This window comes from Streptomyces sp. NPDC018045 (assembly GCF_044327445.1).
In the GTDB taxonomy this organism is placed as follows: domain Bacteria; phylum Actinomycetota; class Actinomycetes; order Streptomycetales; family Streptomycetaceae; genus Streptomyces.
Map to the genome: position 1 here is coordinate 278,481 of NZ_JBIRFL010000004.1, position 15,204 is coordinate 293,684.

The following is a 15,204-nucleotide window of genomic DNA, read 5'->3' on the forward strand; positions in this document are numbered from 1 at the left end:
GACAGCGCCCATGGCGGCGGCGCCGTCAGGGACAGCGGAGGGGCCGTCGCGTGTCGGACTCTCCCGGGGCGACACGACGCGAGCGGGTGTCCGTATCGGCGTACGGCGATCTCCATGCCCTTGCCTGCTGCATCGACGGCCGTCAACATGGACCCATGTCAAAGTCTGCGGGTGCCGTGGAGCGGTCGGCCCTGGAGGGCGGGGTGGCGCCGTGCTGCCCGCCACTGACCGCCGGGGAGCTGTCGGATACGGACGCGGTGACGATGGCGGCGATGTTCAAGGCGCTGTCCGACCCGGTACGCCTGCGCCTGTTCTCCAAGGTCGCCTCGCATCCGGGCGGGGAGGCGTGCGTGTGTGACATCCAGGACGTGGGGGTCTCCCAGCCCACCGTCTCCCATCACCTGAAGAAGCTGCGCGAGGCCGGACTGCTGAGGTCCGAGCGGCGCGGCACGTGGGTGTACTACCGCATCGAGCCGTCGGTGCTGGCCGCCATGGGCCGCCTGCTCACCTCCCCTTGACCGGCACGTACCGCGAGGCGGGCACCTTGCGGTACGGCGTCCACCGGATCGCCGCGACCGGCGGCACCGCACCGCCGATCCCCGCGCCTGCCGCACAGGTGCCGGTCACCGCCCCGGCAGCCCCGCGGCACTGGGGGCGAACTTCCGCCGCCAGGCCAGCGAGACGTAGACCAGGGCGACCAGGACCGGCACCTCGATCAGCGGGCCGACCACACCGGAGAGGGCCTGACCGCTGGTGACGCCGAAGGTGGCGATGGCGACCGCGATGGCCAGCTCGAAGTTGTTGCCGGCCGCGGTGAACGCCAGGGTGGCGGTGCGGTCGTAGGCCAGGCCCAGGCCCTTGCCGAGGGCGAAGGTGCCGAACCACATGATCGCGAAGTAGGCCAGCAGCGGCAGCGCGATCCGGGCGACGTCCAGCGGCTGCGAGGTGATCGTCCTCCCCTGGAGGGCGAAGAGGATCACGATGGTGAACAGCAACCCGTACAGCGCCCAAGGGCCGATCTTCGGCAGGAACCGGTTCTCGTACCGTTCGCGGCCCATCTTCCGCTCGCCCAGGCGGCGGGTCAGGAACCCGGCCACCAGGGGGATGCCCAGGAAGATGACGACGTTCAGGGCGATCTTCCCCATGGAGATGTCCAGGTGCCGGCCGTCGCCGAGACCCAGCCAGCCGGGCAGCAGGTCCAGGTAGAGCCAGCCGAGCAGACCGAAGGCGAGGACCTGGAAGACGGAGTTGAGGGCGACGAGGACGGCGGCGGCCTCGCGGTCACCGCAGGCCAGGTCGTTCCAGATGATGACCATGGCGATACAGCGGGCCAGCCCGACGATGATCAGGCCGGTGCGGTACGCGGGCAGGTCCGGCAGGAAGATCCACGCGAGGGCGAACATCACCGCCGGGCCCAGGACCCAGTTGATGACCAGCGAGGACACCATCAGCTTGCGGTCCCCGGTGACCGCGTCCAGCTTGTCGTACCGGACCTTGGCCAGCACCGGGTACATCATCACCAGCAACCCGACCGCGATCGGCAGGGAAATCCCGCCGATCTCGACCGCGGCCAGGACGTCGTTCAGACCGGGAATCAGGCGGCCCAGGCCCAGGCCGAGGGCCATGGCGAGCAGGATCCACACCGCCAGGAAGCGGTCGAGGGTGGAGAGCTTGGCGACGACGGACGGCTCTGCCACGTTCGCGGGGGCTTCGGCGCGGGTCACGGGCAGGACCTCTTCCGGTCGGCGGCGGCACGGGCGCGCTCGGCCAGCTCGCCGAACTGCCCGGCGAGGGCGGCGATGACGTCGGGGCGCAGCTTGTAGTACGTGAAGCGGCCGCACGGCTCGGTGTCCACCACGCCCGCGTCACGCAGCACCTTCAGGTGGTTGGACAGGTTGGTCTGGCGGGCGCCGGTCTCCTCGACCAGGTGCGTGGTGCACAGCGTCTCGTGGGCCAGCAAGGTCACGATCCTCATCCTGAGCGGGTCGGCCAGCACCCGCATCAGGTCAGTGTCGACTGACGTCATCATGGGCTGATACTCTCACATCACCCAAGACTGATACCAGTCAGGACTGATGCGACGGCCCGACGACGGGGGCCATGCCCGTTTCCGCTCCCTCCGCGCCTCCCGACCCGCGCCCGGCCGCCGACATGGACGACGGGATCACCCCTGGGCATGGGCGTCGGCCTCGCCCACGCCCGCTCCACCGCCGATCTCCCTGCGAAGAAGGAAGACCGAGATGCCCACCGCCCCTGCCGCGTCCGTGCTGTTCGTCTGCGTCCACAACGCCGGGCGTTCACAGATGGCCGCCGCCTTCCTCACCCACCTCGCCGGCGACCGCGTCGAGGTCCGCTCCGCCGGCTCCCTGCCCGCCGACCAGCTCAACCCCTCGGCCGTCGAAGCGATGAGGGAAGTCGGCATCGACCTCACCGGCCGACGGCCCAAGGTACTGACCACCGAGGCCGTCCGGGCATCCGATTACGTCATCACCATGGGCTGCGGCGACGCCTGCCCCGTCCTCCCCGGCACGAAGTACCTCGACTGGGCCCTGGAAGACCCCGCCGGCCAGGGAGTCGAAGCCGTCCGCCCGATCCGCGACCAGATCAGGAGCCGCGTCGAAGCCCTCATCGCCGAGATCGACACCCGGCGGAAAGCGTGACCGGGATTCTCGCCATACGTCCGGTCCCGGAATTCCGGCCGGGGTGCGAGGGACCGGTGTCACTCGCGGCGAAGAGGGGGCGGTCCTCGTGAATGCCCGAGGGCCGGTACGGCATTTTCTGCAGTGCACCACCGACCCTTGCGCCGCGAAAAGCCGCCCAGGCGGGTGAGGTTGCCGTAGCGCGTTGGCCCGGTCACGTATCGGCGGGCTTGCGCGGGAGGCTGTCCGCGCCCGCCTTTTCGCCGCACGGGAACGGCACGGGAATTCCGCCGGCCGCGGCCGGAGCGGGCTTCCGGATCTCGCCGTCCACGTCGCCGGCGCGTACGGCGTGACCGTGCCGCCCCGCGGCCGACGCGTTCTCCTGAGCGAGCCGGCGCAGCGCCAAGAGCGCGGGTTCGAGCAAGATGGTCAGCAGCACCACGCGTTCGGCTCGTTCCGCGGGGTCCCCCACTATCCGCAGCCGATCGAGGTCCAACTCCGCTGTGCGTCGGGCGAGTTCCGCGTACGGGACGAGGAAGCGCCAGTCGACGTCCGCCCCGAGCAGGCGCAGGGAGGCCAGGGTGTCCGCCAGCGCGCGCTTGGACCGGGCGTCTTCCGGGACCGCCCAGCCGATCCGGGCGAGCAGTCGCTCCACGTCCGCCGAAGCCTTCCTGCCGTCCTCGTCGTCGCGAGGAGGGACGGCGCCGGTTCCCAGCACGCGACGCAGTACTTCGCGCGGGTCGTCTTCGGGCTGGAAGGCGGCATCCAGGACTTCTTTTGCCGCGCGGACCGAAAAGCCGCGCACACCGATCAGCGCGCGTATCAGCCGAAGCCGACGCACGTGCTGTTCGTCGTAGTCGGCTCGGGTCGCAGCGGTGACACGTCCCGGCGGCAACAGGCTTTGGCGCAGGTAGTACTTGATACTGGCGATCGACACCCCGCTGCGCCTGCTCAATTCGGAGACGTGCAACGTTACCGCCCTCGCATCAGATCGAAGTGGTGCGCCGTGACCGGTACGCGGACAGATTACCCGCCGCCCCGGAGAACGCGGCTCTTGTCCGAGCGGTATTCGGTATTCGGCAATATCGAAGAAACGCGAGGCGCATCGCCCGGGGACGCGCACGCGCCCGGCGGGGGAGCCGGCCGGTGCCGGCGCCGCCCGCCGGGCCGCGGGAGGCTCCGGGCCGGCGCGTCCGAACCGCCCGCCGTTCCCGGCCCGGCCCGCGGACGCAGCGCAAGACCAGAGGTGCCGTGGCTCCGGCCCCCGCTCGACAATGGTTACCTCGCTGCTCGCGACTCCCGAGAAGCCCCCTGCCCTCTTCGGCCCCCGGGCCGCCGCCGGTCCGCCGGGCCCTCGTCCGTGACCGGCGCGCACCGCGCCGGCGGTCACGGCCGCTGCTACCCCGAGGGCGCGGGGGCCCCGCCAGGAAGGACAGCGCTCTGGTATGCGTCGCAATCACAAGAGACCGGAAGCACGGTGACCCCCCTGGGGGCGACGTGCTCGGCGAGTTGGTGGAGTTCCCGGCGCGACGCCGCGCGGACCGACATGACCACGATGAAGCCGCGGCCCCGGGCGGCCATGTGCGAGGCGACAGCCCGGGCCGCCGTGAGCTGCGTGGCCGCCTGCTCGCCGCTGATCGCCACCACCGCCACATCGATGCCGCCCGTCCACTGGGCCACCCCGGACGTGTAGTCCTCGACCTCGCGTCGATCACGGAGGTCGACCTCGGCGGATTCGGCGGTTCCGCCGGCCTCGACGATGCTGCGGGCCACGCTTTCGACGCTCTCCGGAACGGCGTCGGCCAGAAATACCAGTGCCCGAAGACGGGATAACGCCTTCGTCAGGGCCACGCCTTGCGGGTCCGAGACCCCGTAGACAACGACCGTTTTATCCTCAAGGTGCATGAAACCACTTCCCATCCAGTTCATGTGACGCTGCGCCCCACGCCTCCTCGACTCGGAGAGCGGCCACTGCCTTGCCACGCGGTCCCGGGATGGAATTCGTAATTCTTACGGCTTTTTGACTCCGTTCACACAATCCCCACGGAGTCCCCGCGCCGAAATACGACAAGGCAGCCGGACGCGACCGCCCCGCGATCATCTCATAGAGACGCGACCGCCATTGCTCTTTTCGCCAAGAAAACCGGACAGTTCACACAACACGCGTCATCGCGGTTCGTGCGCAGGTCAGAGGCCATACGGTCCCGCAATCCGGAAGATGCCTTCTGAAGTCGGATATGAAACCGTCACGTCGCACGAGCACGTCGATGCAGGTGCGACGGGCTGGCGACGTAGTGCATGAGAGATGACTTGGTTAGCACACACTGAGAATCGAGGAACCGTTGAGAGACGAGACCGAGCAGGCTATCGTGCGCGCCATCGACGTCATGCAGAACAAGCTGGGAGAGCCCCTCTCCCTGGATATACTGGCCGAAGCCGCCGTGTTCAGTAAATTCCACTTCTCTCGCCTCTTCCTGCGGGCCACCGGGGTCCCGCCGGGACGGTTCCTGTCGGCACTACGCCTGGAAAAGGCAAAGGAACTCCTGTTATCAACCGAGTGGAACGTCGTGGATATCGGCACCGCCGTCGGGTACAACAGCGTGGGAACATTCAGCACACGATTCAGCCGGAGCGTCGGGCTGTCGCCAACAAACTACCGTCGCTTCCGCGGCTTCGCACCCTGTCTCGGCGGCGCGGAACCCCCGGTCCGCTCCGCGCGGCGACGCCGGGTCCGCGGTACCGTCTCGCTGCCGCCGGGCGAGAAGCGGCGCGCCGTGTTCGTCGGCCTCTTCCCCGGCCCCATACCCGAGGGGCGGCCGCTCGCCGGTGTCCTCGTGGCCGCCCCCGGCCCGTACGAACTGTCCGTCCGGGCCACTCCCGAGAGTCATCTGCTGGCGTTCTCGTTGCCGACCGACGCGGCGGCCGGGCTCCACGCGCTCGCGCAGAAGGATGCCCGGCTCATGGGTGGCCGGCGGCTCGGAGCGCTCGAACCGGGCCCCGCACTGTGCCTGCCGGACCTGCCGCTCTCCTTCCGCAGCCGTCTCGACGTGCCGGTCCTCATGGCGACGCCGCGGCCGCTCACGCTGGTCCGCCCCGGTACGAACGCCGGGCTGCCCGAGCCCATGCCGGTGTGAGGGCCACGCGTCCGGGATGCGTCCTCCCGCCACCGGGAGGCCCGGCCCCGCGGCGGCGCGGCCGAGCGCGGTCGGCGGCCGTGGCCCCACGCCGGGGGCACCTCGGTCCGGCCGTGCCCAACTCCCGTACGCGGCACGCTCGTCCGCGCTCCGACCAGGCCTTCTCGCGTGCTGAACGGGTCGAGAACAGCGGTTCGGCTACGACCCGGGAGGAGGAGGTTTGCCATGAAGTATTTGTTGATCACACATATGGAACCAGGGGCCCGGGACGGCCTGGCCGAACAGGAGCGCGCCGAGATCTCACGGGGACATCGCGCGCTCCAGGAGACGGTCCGGGAGGCCGGCGAGATGATCGCCGTCAATTTCCTCGCCGACGCCTCGCAGGGCTCGGTGGTGCGGGTGACGGAGGGACGGGCGACGGCTGCCCCGGGGCCGCTCCCGGACGTCGCGGTGCACGCGGCCGGGTACTACCTGGTCGACTGCGAGTCACGTGAACGGGCCGAGGAATTGGCCGCGTTGATTCCCGACGCACGCTTCGACGGCTTCACCGTCGAGGTACGGCCCGTCATGGTGAGCGCGGGCACCGAGATGTGACGCGTCGTACGCCGCGCGGGTCAGCGCTCGCCTTCGAGGGCGGCCGCGCGCGATTCCAGGTAGCGCCTTTCCGGGAGGCTGGCCGTACGGCGGGCGGCCTCCCGGTAGCACGCGCGGGCGGCGGCGCGGTCCCCGGCCATCTCCAGCAGGTGGCCGCGGACCGCGTGGAGCCGGTGGTGCTCGGCGATCCGCGGGTCGTCGTCCAGTGAGCGCAGCAGTTCCAGGCCCACCAGCGGGCCGTCGGCCATGGCCGCGGCGACCGCGTGGTTGAGCCGGACCATCGGGTTCGGGGCGACCGTCGCCAGCAACTGGTAGAGGATGACGATCTGTCGCCAGTCCGTCTCTTCCGCGCTGGGCGCCTCGGCGTGGACGGCCGCGATGGCGGCCTGCAGGCGGTAGGAACCGACGGGTTGCTCCCTGGCCAGCGCCTCGGTGATCAGTGCCGTCCCCTTCTTGACGGCGCCCTGGTCCCACCGGGTGCGGTCCTGCTCGGCGAGCGGGACGAGGTTGCCGTCGGCGTCGGTGCGCGCGGGCCGGCGTGCGTCGGTCAGCAGCATCAGCGCGAGCAGGCCGGTGACCTCCGGATCGTCGGGCAACGCCTGGCGCAGCGCCCGGGTGAGCCGGATCGCCTCGGTCGTCAGCTCGACGTCGTGCAGGTCGGTGCCCGAGGTGCTGGTGTAGCCCTCGTTGAAGATCAGGTAGAGAACGTGGAGGACGACGGCGAGCCGGCTCGCCTGTTCCTCGGGCGGCGGAAGCTCGAACAGGGCGCCGGCGTCCTTGATGCGGCGCTTGGCCCGGCTGATGCGCTGGGCCATGGTGGCCTCGGGGACGAGAAAGGCCCGCGCGATCTGTGCCGTCGTCAGCCCGCCGCAGGCCCGCAGGGTGAGGGCGAGTTGGGACGACGGCGACAGGCTCGGGTGGCAGCAGAGGAAGAGCAGGGTGAGGGAGTCGTCGTGGTCCGCCGGCGGCTGGTCCTCGGGGCCGTGGGCGGCCCGCGCGTCGACCGGCGCCAGGGCGGCGACGGCCTCCTCACGCGTACGCCGGGCGGCGTCGCTCCGTGCCCGGTCGGCCATGCGGCGGGAGGCGACGGTGAGGAGCCAGCCGAGCGGGTTGTCCGGGACGCCGTCCCTGCGCCACTGGACGGTGGCGTCGACCAACGCGTCCTGGGCGGCGTCCTCGCACTCCTCGAAGTAGCCGTGACGACGCACCAGAACTCCGACGACACGGGGGATCAAGCCGCGCAGAACGGTATCGACATCACCGACGGCACCCATTCCCCGAACGTCCTCTCCACGCAAACGTTTGTCGGTAAGGAGCCAGCAACGCTAACACGCGGGGGAAAGGGCGCCGAGGCCGGAAAACCGCTGGCGCGGCGGCCGTTCGCCGGGGCTCCGGTCGAAGGCCGCCGCGCCACGGATCACTCGGGCAGGCCGTCGGAGAAGGCGATCGGACGCACCTCGATGCCGAGCCCGTCGACCTTGCTGTCCGGGATCATGGCGGCGATCTCGTGCGCCCGCTCCCGGTCCCGGCACTCGACCACGTAGAAGCCGCCCAGGAACTCCTTCGATTCGGCGTACGGGCCGTCGGTCACGGCCGGCACGCCGTCGCGTACCCGCACCACCGAGCTCTGCGCCGGCTCGGCGAGCGCCTGGGTGCAGACGAACTCCCCGGATTCCTTGATCTTCTTCATGAAGTCGCCGTGCCCGGACATCACCTCGTTGCGGGTCGCCTCGGGCAGCGCCTCCCAGACAGCGGGGTTCACATGCATGATCAGCAAGTACTTCATCGGTATACCTCCTTGTGACACGGCGCCTCGTTCGCGCCCTTCACCCCTGTGTCGGAGCCCGGCTCAGCTTCTCGACATCGACGACACCGTACTGTGCCGGGCCGGCGGAACCGGGCCGGGGCCCGGGGGCGGAACTGCCGCCCCGCTCAAGCGTCCAGGCGCGCCGGGGCCAGCCGGCGAAAGCCGCCGCCGTGGTACAGCAGCGCCGACTCCTGAGCGCTCCGGTCCGCCGCCAGCACCGCGCCGAGCATGATCGAGTGGTCACCACCGTCGTGTACGGCCGTCAGCCGGCACTCCAGCCAGGCCAGTGCGCCGGGCAGGAGGGGGGCGCCGGTGTGGACGCCCGGTGCCGTCTCGACGGCCTCGAACTCCCGGGCGCCGCGGGGCCGCGCGCGATCGGCGAACCGCCGCGCCACCGGCTCCTGATCGGCCGACAGGACCGATACGGCGAACCCCTTCTCGGTCAGAACCAGATCGTGCAGGGCGGCGGTGCGGGCCACACAGACCAGCACCAGGGGCGGGTCCAGCGAGACCGAGGTGAACGAGTTGGCCGTCATGCCACGCGGCTCGGTCCGTCCGGCGGTGAGGACGACGATGCCGGTCGCGAACGTGCCGAGCACGTCGCGCAGGTGCCGGCGCCCGCCGCGCGCCCCGGTGTCGAGGGCGCGGCCGGGCGGTGTCTCCGGGATTGTCATGTCCTCACCTCCCGTCGGCCGTCGCGCCTTGTGGTGCCGGGTCCGCGTACGGTTCCAGCGCGCGGCGCAGTGCCTCCGGCACCTTGGTGGGGCGTGTGTCGGTGTTCGGGCCGCGCATGCAGGCCACCCGCTGGCTGCCCCGGGCCACCAGGTCGCCCGGGACGTCCGCGCGGATGCGGACGTAGTCGAAGGCGAAGCCGAGCTGCGTCTGGGTCAGGTCGGTCAGGCGCATCCGGATCGACAGTTCGTCGAACGCCGTGATCTCGGAGAAGAACTCGCAGCCCACGGAGAGCGTGAACAGCTTGAGGTCCCCTCGGATGTCCTCCAGGACCTCCGGGGCCTGCTCGCGCAGGAACATCTCACGGCACCGTCCCTGCCAGCGGACGTAGTTGACGTAGTAGACGTTGCCGACCAGGTTGGTCTCCTCGAAGCCCACCAGGTGGCGCAGTTCGTAGTAGGGGCGTACCGCACGCGCTCCGTTCATCGGGGGTCCTCTCCCGTCGACATGAGGGCGAACACCGACGGCCGCCCGGTGCCGGCCGTCCCGAGGTGCACGGGGACGGTGGCGATCCGGGCGTCGCCGGCCCGCAGCACCGCCCAGCCGTCCGCCGCGGGCGCGCCGTCGGCGACGAGTTCCACCCGGGCGTGGCCGTTCTTGCGCAGACACTCGACGGCACCCCATACCCGGGTCGCCGCGACCGACAGCTCCTCACCGCGTTCGGCGGCGAGCAGCCGGGCCAGCGCCCAGCCGCTGTCACCCAGCAGCCCGGACCACTCCCCCGCGGCGCGTTCCTCGACCGCCTGCACGTCACAGCCGACTGCCCGGGCCCCCGGCCCCGCCGCCACGGCGAGGGTGACGCCGGCGCCGTGCGAGGCCGAGACGGCAGGGCCCCCGTCCACCTCCGGCTGCCCGTCGGGGCGGTGGCGCAGCAGCACCGGCCGGCCCAGCGCCTGGCCGAGTGCGCGCGCGGTACGTGCGCGGCGCTCCGCCGTGCCGCCCTCCGCTCCGTCGCCGTCCGGGCGGACGGCGACGCGCAGCGGGGCCGGGAGCAGGGTTTCGGTCCGGCGTTCCAGGTAGGGGCCGAGCAGGGCGGGAAGCCACGGGCCGGAGCCGTTCGTCCTGCGGACGGCCTTGAGTACCAGGCCCTCCCAGCGCTCCAGCGGAGCGCCGTCGGCGGCGCGCACGTCGAGGTCGTACACGTAGGTGTCCCCGTCACGTGAGCGCTCCGCGGCGTGCAGGACGGCGGTGCCGGCGGCACGCACCGCGGCCGGGTCGGCGAGGTGCAGCCGCTCGACGCCGACGGGCAGCAGGGTGGCGTCGGGAACGCACGCCTGGAGGGAGTGCATCAGCGCGTCCCGCGTACCGGGGTCGGCGAGCACGAGCTGCGACGGGAGGAACCCGGCGAACCACGGTGCGGTGGCGGCCGTGGAGATCTCGGCGGTGCACTCCTTCGCCGCGAAGTGCCGGTAACCCGTCAGCCGCCGGAAGCGGTCGCCCTGGAAGAGGACGCTGCCGTACATGTCCCGGGCGGGATCGACGAGCGGCGCGGGCACGGCCCCACCGGCGTCCGGGGTGCCGTGGTGCGGTGCGCGTACCGGTTCCGGCCGGTCGCCCGCGTCGTCGCCCGCGCGGCCGTGCGGCGGCCTGTTCCCGTACCGCAGCACCGCACGGAAGTGGTCGGCGCGGAAGTCGGTCTCCTCGCTGCGGATCACCGCGCGGACGGTGTCGGGGCCGGTGACCAGCACGGCCACCCGGATGGTCGTCTCGCCCTCCGAAGGGACCGCGACCGGGCGCAGGAACTCGGCGTCCTCCAGCACCGGCGGCCACGTGCGGCCGGTGAGCGCCGCCCCGGCCTGCGCCATCGCCTCCATGCCGAGCACCGCCGGGAACAGCAGGGTGCCGTCGAGGAGGTGGTCGGTGAGGTAGGGATCGGTGGTGGCGGACAGCACGGAGTCGGCGACGAGTTCGACGCCCGGGTAGTGGGCCCGGACCCGGTCGGTGAATCTCAGCAGCCGCGGCTCCGGCAGTTCGAAAGCGATCGTCGGCAGGCCACCGGCGCGGCCCATGACGACGACGGAAGCCGGGGTGTCCGGATCGGCGAGCAGGCTCCGCAGCATCGCGATGCCCTCGTCGGCGGGGACCGGATCGATGCCCTCGCGGACCAGCGATTCGAGCACGCCCAGCCGCTCCCCCATCCCGGCCCCGGACCACACGGACCACTCCAGCGTCAGACACCGGCATCCCGGCAGGTCCGCCCGCACCCGGCCGACCAGTTCGGTGAGCCAGTCGTTGGCGGTGGCGTAGTCGGCCTCACCGCGCAGGCCCGCCCGGCCGATGATGCTGCCGAACGCCACGAGCAGCCGCAGGTCGCCCGGCTCGACGGCGGCCAGCACCGCCTCCAGCCCGGCGAGCTTGACGGCCAGCGTCCGGCGGAACGACGGTTCGTCGAGGGCGGTCAGCGCGCGCGGCTCGTTGCGGCCCGCGCCGTGCAGCACAGCGGTGACCGGCCCGAGAGCCGCACGGACCTCCCGCACGGCCGCCTCGACCTCCTCCGGGGAGGTGACGTCGGCGCGGACGTAGCGGAAGGGGATTCCGGCGGCGGCCATCCGGGCGAGGTTGGCGGCGAGTTCGTCGTCCGCCTCGGGTGCGGAGCGGCCCAGCAGGCCGACCGCGCACCCCGTCTCCCGGGCCAGGGAGAGCGCGCACTCGGCGGTGATGCCCTTGCCGCCGCCGGTGACGAGGAGGACGTCGCCGGTGCCCAGCGGCAGCGGCCCCGGAGCCGCCGCGGCAGGCGGCAGGGCACGCAGCACCGGTACGCGTCGGGTGCCGTCCCCGTCGTAGTGCACCTCGCTGAACTCCGACGTGGCCGCCACGTCGGCGACGAGGCGGGGAATCAGCTCGGCGGCAGCGTCCGCCATCGGCAGGGTGACGGCGGTGACGGCGATGGACGGGGCCTCCAGGTGAAGGGTCTTGGCAAGGGCCGCCGGACCGCGCCGGTCGCCGACGGCGACGAACCGGGTGGCGGAGGCGAGCGCGGTACGCGCCGCGGCGAGCATCAGCCCGGCGTGCTCCTCGGCACAGTCCGGCGGCAGGCAGAGCAGCACTCCGCCGCCGAGCCCGGCAGCGCGCAGCGCCTCGGCGAGCGGCTCGGCCAGCGGGTGGCCCTCGCTTCCGAAGACCGTCCACGTGCCCTCGCCCGACGCCCCGCAGGGCCGGCCGGGTTCGGCCGGGACGCGGTCGACGGCGAAGGCGCGCACCCAGGGCGCGACGCCCTCCGCGGCGGGCCGGCGGCCGGCGTCGCCGGGGAGCGCGGTGCCGGACAGCCCGTCGAGCATCTCGGCCAGTTCCGCCAGCGTGGCGGTGGCGAAGGCCGAGGTGGTCACGGGGGTGTCGATGCCCAGTTCACGGACGGCCTCGTTCATGATCTGGCCGACGGTGATGGAGCTGAGGTGCAGCTCGTCCAGCGGGTTGGTGTCCGGGGAGACGGCCTCCGGCGGCAGTTCGGCGCGCTGGGCGGCGAGCCGCAGCAGAACCTCCAGGCTGCCCGTCGGCCCACCGGCGGCGGGCGAGGGGGAATCCACGGGCTCCTCGGCCGGCCCGGACTGGGCCGGTGCCCCGGCGGTCACGGCGAGCGGGACGTCGTCCTCGGGCGCCGACTCACACGGGCTGGCGAGGAACCGGAACTCCTTGTCGAGCGGCAGGGGCCGGGTGAACCGGTCCTCGAACAGGGCCTCGTGCCGCACCGGCGCGCCGAGCACCCAGGCCGCGGCGGCGGCCTGGAAGAGGCCGGCCAGGCTCGGGCCGCCCGCGTCCAGAGGGATGACGGGGACGCCGACGGTCTCGGCGGCGAGACCGGACAGGATGCGGCCGGGCCCCACCTCCAGCAGCAGGTCGCTTTCGGCGGCGAGGCCCGAGACCGCCTCGGTGAAGCGGACCGGCGCGAGCACCTGACGGGTCATGAGGTCGGCGGCTTCGGCGGACCGGTCGAGCGGCGCCCCGGTGACGGTGGAGAACACCCGCCCGGTGAGCGGGGCGAACTCCTCCTTCGCCAGGTGTGCGGCGAAGGCGCGCGCGGCGGGGGCGACGGCGGGCGAGTGGAACGCGTGCGAGACGTTGATCCGCTGGGTGTCCAGCCCCCGCCCGGCGGCCCGCCCGCAGACCCGGTCGACGGCTTCCGCCGGGCCGGAAACCACTGTCTGGGCGGGGCCGTTGTATCCCGCGATCACCACCGGCTCGCCGTCCAGCAGGGGCTCGACGGCCTCGGGCCCGGCGGCGACGCCGGCCATGGCGCCGCCGCCGTCGCTCGCCCGGGCCATCACCCGGCCGCGCGCCGCGGCGGTCCGGAGCAGTGCCGCCTCGTCCATGGCCCCGGCCCAGTGCAGGGCGGTCAGTTCGCCGAGGCTGTGGCCGGCCGACGCGGCGGCCCGGATGCCGAGTGCGGTGAGCACCCGCAGTCCCGCGGCGGACGCGGTGGTGATGCGGGGCTGGGCGACCTCGGTGGCCGTCTGATCGCCGGCGACGGGCAGGTGCTGGGTGCGGTAGAGGTCGTCCACCGTGGCGAACCGGCGGCGGAGCGCACCGCCGTCCGCGCCGCGCCCGGCGCCCTGGCCGGGGAAGAGGAACCCGATCCGGGGCGGCTGCCCGGTCCGGCTGCCGAGGAACAGCCCGGCGGCCGGGTCGACGACGCGGCGGGCGCCGTCGTCGATGCGGGCGAGCAGGTCCGTCAAGCGCTCTTCGGCCTGCTCGGGCGAGGAGGCGACGACCGCGGCGCGGACCCGGCGCCCGGCCAGGCCGGCTCGGAGGGTCGCGCCGAGGTCGCCGAGTTCGGCGTAGGACAGACGGCCGGTGAGGGTGGCCAGCCGGGTGAGTCGGTCCCGCAGCTCGGTGGTGTCCTCGGCGTCGACGAGCAGCAGCTCACAGTCCTGGCGCGAGCGCATCAGACGTACCGCCGACCGGGGCAGCGCGGTGCGGCGCACTCCGTCGGCGTGCTCGACGACGACGTGGGCGTTGATCCCGCCGAAGCCCATGGAGGAGACGCCGGCCCGCACCGGCATGCCGTCCGGCCACGGCTCGGCCTCGGCCGGCACCCGCAGCGCGGGGCGCTCGCCGGTGAGTTCGGGGTGGGGATCGACGTGCCCGGTGGCGGGCGGGATGATCTGGTGGCGGACGGCGAGCACCGCCTTGAGGAGCCCGGCGATGCCCGCGGCCGCCTTGGTGTGTCCGAAGTTGCCCTTGACCGTGCCGATCGCGCCGGGCGGGGCGTCGGGGTCGGCGGCGCGCCGGGCCTCGGTGAAGGCGCGCAGCTCGGTGGCGTCGCCCACGGCGGTGCCGGTGCCGTGGCCCTCCAGGTAGGCGACGGTCTCCAGGCCGAACCCGGCGGCGCGATAGGCGCGTTGCAGGGCGAGGCGGTGGCCGCTCGCCTCGGGCCGGGTGATGCCGCCGCGGCCGTCCGAGGACCAGCCCCAGCCCGCGATCGTCGCGTAGCGGAACCGTTGCTGCGCGAGGGCGTCGGCGTTCCGCATCAGGACCACGACGCCGCACCCCTCACCCGGCCAGAAGCCGTTGGAGCCGCGGTCGTAGACGCGCATCTCCCTGGTGGCCAGCGCACCGGTCTTGGCGAAGCCGACCACCTCGAAGGGGTCGATGCTGAGGTCCACGCCGCCCGCGATGGCGACGTCCATCTGTCCCGAGTCCAGCGCGTTGCACGCGGTGGCTATCGCCAGCAGCGAGGACGAGCAGGCCCCGTCCACGGTGAACCCGCCGCCGCCGAGATCGAAGTGGTTGCAGACGCGTCCGGCGATGGTGTTGGCCATGCCGCCCGCCAGGCTGTCCTCGTCGATGGGCGGGAACGGGGCCTTGTACCGCTCCTCCAGTCCCGCGAGGAACCCGGCCAGTTCGGCGTCGCTCCAGCCCTGGTCGCGCAGCGCGGCGGCCACGGTACGGCGCACGTACGGCCACCGCAGCCGCATCTGGTTGGCGCGGCTGAACTCGCCGTTGAGGCTGTTGCCGATGACGGCGCCGGTGGTCGGCGAAGGCAGGCCCGCCCCGCCCGGGAACCCGGCGTCCGCCAGGGCCCGTGCGACGGTGTCCAGCGTCAGCCAGTGCGTCATGTCCGTGGCGCGGAAGGTCGACCCGGCGATGCGGTGGGCCACCCGGTCGAACGCGAACCCTTCCAGTACGGCCGCCTTCCGCGCGTAGTGGCGGTCGGGCGCGGCCGGGTCGCTGGAGTAGTAGTCCTCGTGGCGCATCCGCTCGTCGGGGAGGCGGCGGAACGCGCGGCGCCCCGCGAGGACGTTCTGCCACATCTGCTCGGGGGTGTCCGCGTCGGGGTAGCGGCACGCGATGCCGACGACGG

The 15,204-nt window shown here is 72.7% G+C and carries 13 protein-coding genes; 4 read left to right on the forward strand and 9 right to left on the reverse strand.

The window, feature by feature from the left end:
* The first annotated feature begins 155 nt into the window (after nucleotides 1-155).
* Nucleotides 156-518, forward strand: coding sequence for an ArsR/SmtB family transcription factor (locus ACH4EB_RS12170; protein ID WP_398347320.1), 363 nt, complete (start codon nucleotides 156-158; stop codon nucleotides 516-518).
* A gap of 105 nt (nucleotides 519-623) precedes the next feature.
* Here ACH4EB_RS12170 and arsB read toward each other — a convergent pair whose 3' ends face one another.
* Together arsB and ACH4EB_RS12180 are read right to left on the reverse strand one after the other, a co-directional pair.
* On the reverse strand, nucleotides 624-1,724 hold the full coding sequence (gene arsB / locus ACH4EB_RS12175) for an ACR3 family arsenite efflux transporter (protein WP_398347321.1): 1,101 nt from the start codon (nucleotides 1,722-1,724) through the stop codon (nucleotides 624-626).
* A complete protein-coding gene (locus ACH4EB_RS12180) occupies nucleotides 1,721-2,029 on the reverse strand; it encodes an ArsR/SmtB family transcription factor (protein WP_398347322.1) in 309 nt (102 codons plus the stop codon). The genes arsB and ACH4EB_RS12180 overlap by 4 nt, the downstream gene beginning before the upstream one ends.
* Before the next feature lie 211 nt (nucleotides 2,030-2,240).
* Here ACH4EB_RS12180 and ACH4EB_RS12185 point away from each other — a divergent pair, with 211 nt between their 5' ends.
* Nucleotides 2,241-2,660, forward strand: coding sequence for an arsenate reductase ArsC (locus tag ACH4EB_RS12185; RefSeq protein WP_398347323.1), 420 nt, complete (start codon nucleotides 2,241-2,243; stop codon nucleotides 2,658-2,660).
* Nucleotides 2,661-2,853: 193 nt separating this feature from the next.
* On the opposite strand, the gene ACH4EB_RS12190 is transcribed toward ACH4EB_RS12185, so the two are convergent.
* Nucleotides 2,854-3,609, reverse strand: a complete 756-nt coding sequence (locus ACH4EB_RS12190) for a MerR family transcriptional regulator (protein WP_398347324.1) — start codon at nucleotides 3,607-3,609, stop codon at nucleotides 2,854-2,856.
* 428 nt (nucleotides 3,610-4,037) lie between these two features.
* The gene (locus tag ACH4EB_RS12195) at nucleotides 4,038-4,544 is read right to left on the reverse strand and encodes an SDR family NAD(P)-dependent oxidoreductase (RefSeq protein WP_398347325.1); all 507 of its coding nucleotides are present in this window, start codon (nucleotides 4,542-4,544) and stop codon (nucleotides 4,038-4,040) included.
* Between the two features lie 437 nt (nucleotides 4,545-4,981).
* On the opposite strand from ACH4EB_RS12195, the gene ACH4EB_RS12200 reads away from it, so the two are divergent.
* Both ACH4EB_RS12200 and ACH4EB_RS12205 read left to right on the forward strand, forming a co-directional pair.
* Entirely contained in the window at nucleotides 4,982-5,773 is a 792-nt protein-coding gene (locus tag ACH4EB_RS12200; protein ID WP_398347326.1) for a helix-turn-helix domain-containing protein, read from the forward strand.
* Between the two features lie 225 nt (nucleotides 5,774-5,998).
* Nucleotides 5,999-6,367 carry a YciI family protein gene (locus ACH4EB_RS12205; RefSeq protein ID WP_398347327.1) on the forward strand — a complete coding sequence of 123 codons (369 nt, stop codon included), beginning with the start codon at nucleotides 5,999-6,001 and terminating at the stop codon, nucleotides 6,365-6,367.
* Nucleotides 6,368-6,387: 20 nt separating this feature from the next.
* On the opposite strand, the gene ACH4EB_RS12210 is transcribed toward ACH4EB_RS12205, so the two are convergent.
* The 5 genes from ACH4EB_RS12210 to ACH4EB_RS12230 form a co-directional block, all read right to left on the reverse strand.
* A complete protein-coding gene (locus tag ACH4EB_RS12210) occupies nucleotides 6,388-7,641 on the reverse strand; it encodes an RNA polymerase sigma factor (protein ID WP_398347328.1) in 1,254 nt (417 codons plus the stop codon).
* A 143-nt stretch (nucleotides 7,642-7,784) separates the two neighbouring features.
* Entirely contained in the window at nucleotides 7,785-8,153 is a 369-nt protein-coding gene (locus ACH4EB_RS12215; RefSeq protein WP_398347329.1) for a YciI family protein, read from the reverse strand.
* A gap of 146 nt (nucleotides 8,154-8,299) precedes the next feature.
* Nucleotides 8,300-8,848, reverse strand: coding sequence for a flavin reductase family protein (locus ACH4EB_RS12220; RefSeq protein ID WP_398347330.1), 549 nt, complete (start codon nucleotides 8,846-8,848; stop codon nucleotides 8,300-8,302).
* Between the two features lie 4 nt (nucleotides 8,849-8,852).
* Nucleotides 8,853-9,332: an acyl-CoA thioesterase gene (locus tag ACH4EB_RS12225; RefSeq protein ID WP_398347331.1), complete on the reverse strand. Its 480-nt coding sequence runs from the start codon at nucleotides 9,330-9,332 to the stop codon at nucleotides 8,853-8,855.
* A complete protein-coding gene (locus ACH4EB_RS12230) occupies nucleotides 9,329-15,154 on the reverse strand; it encodes an SDR family NAD(P)-dependent oxidoreductase (protein ID WP_398347616.1) in 5,826 nt (1,941 codons plus the stop codon). Before ACH4EB_RS12230 ends, ACH4EB_RS12225 begins: the two co-directional genes overlap by 4 nt.
* Between the last annotated feature and the right edge of the window lie 50 nt (nucleotides 15,155-15,204).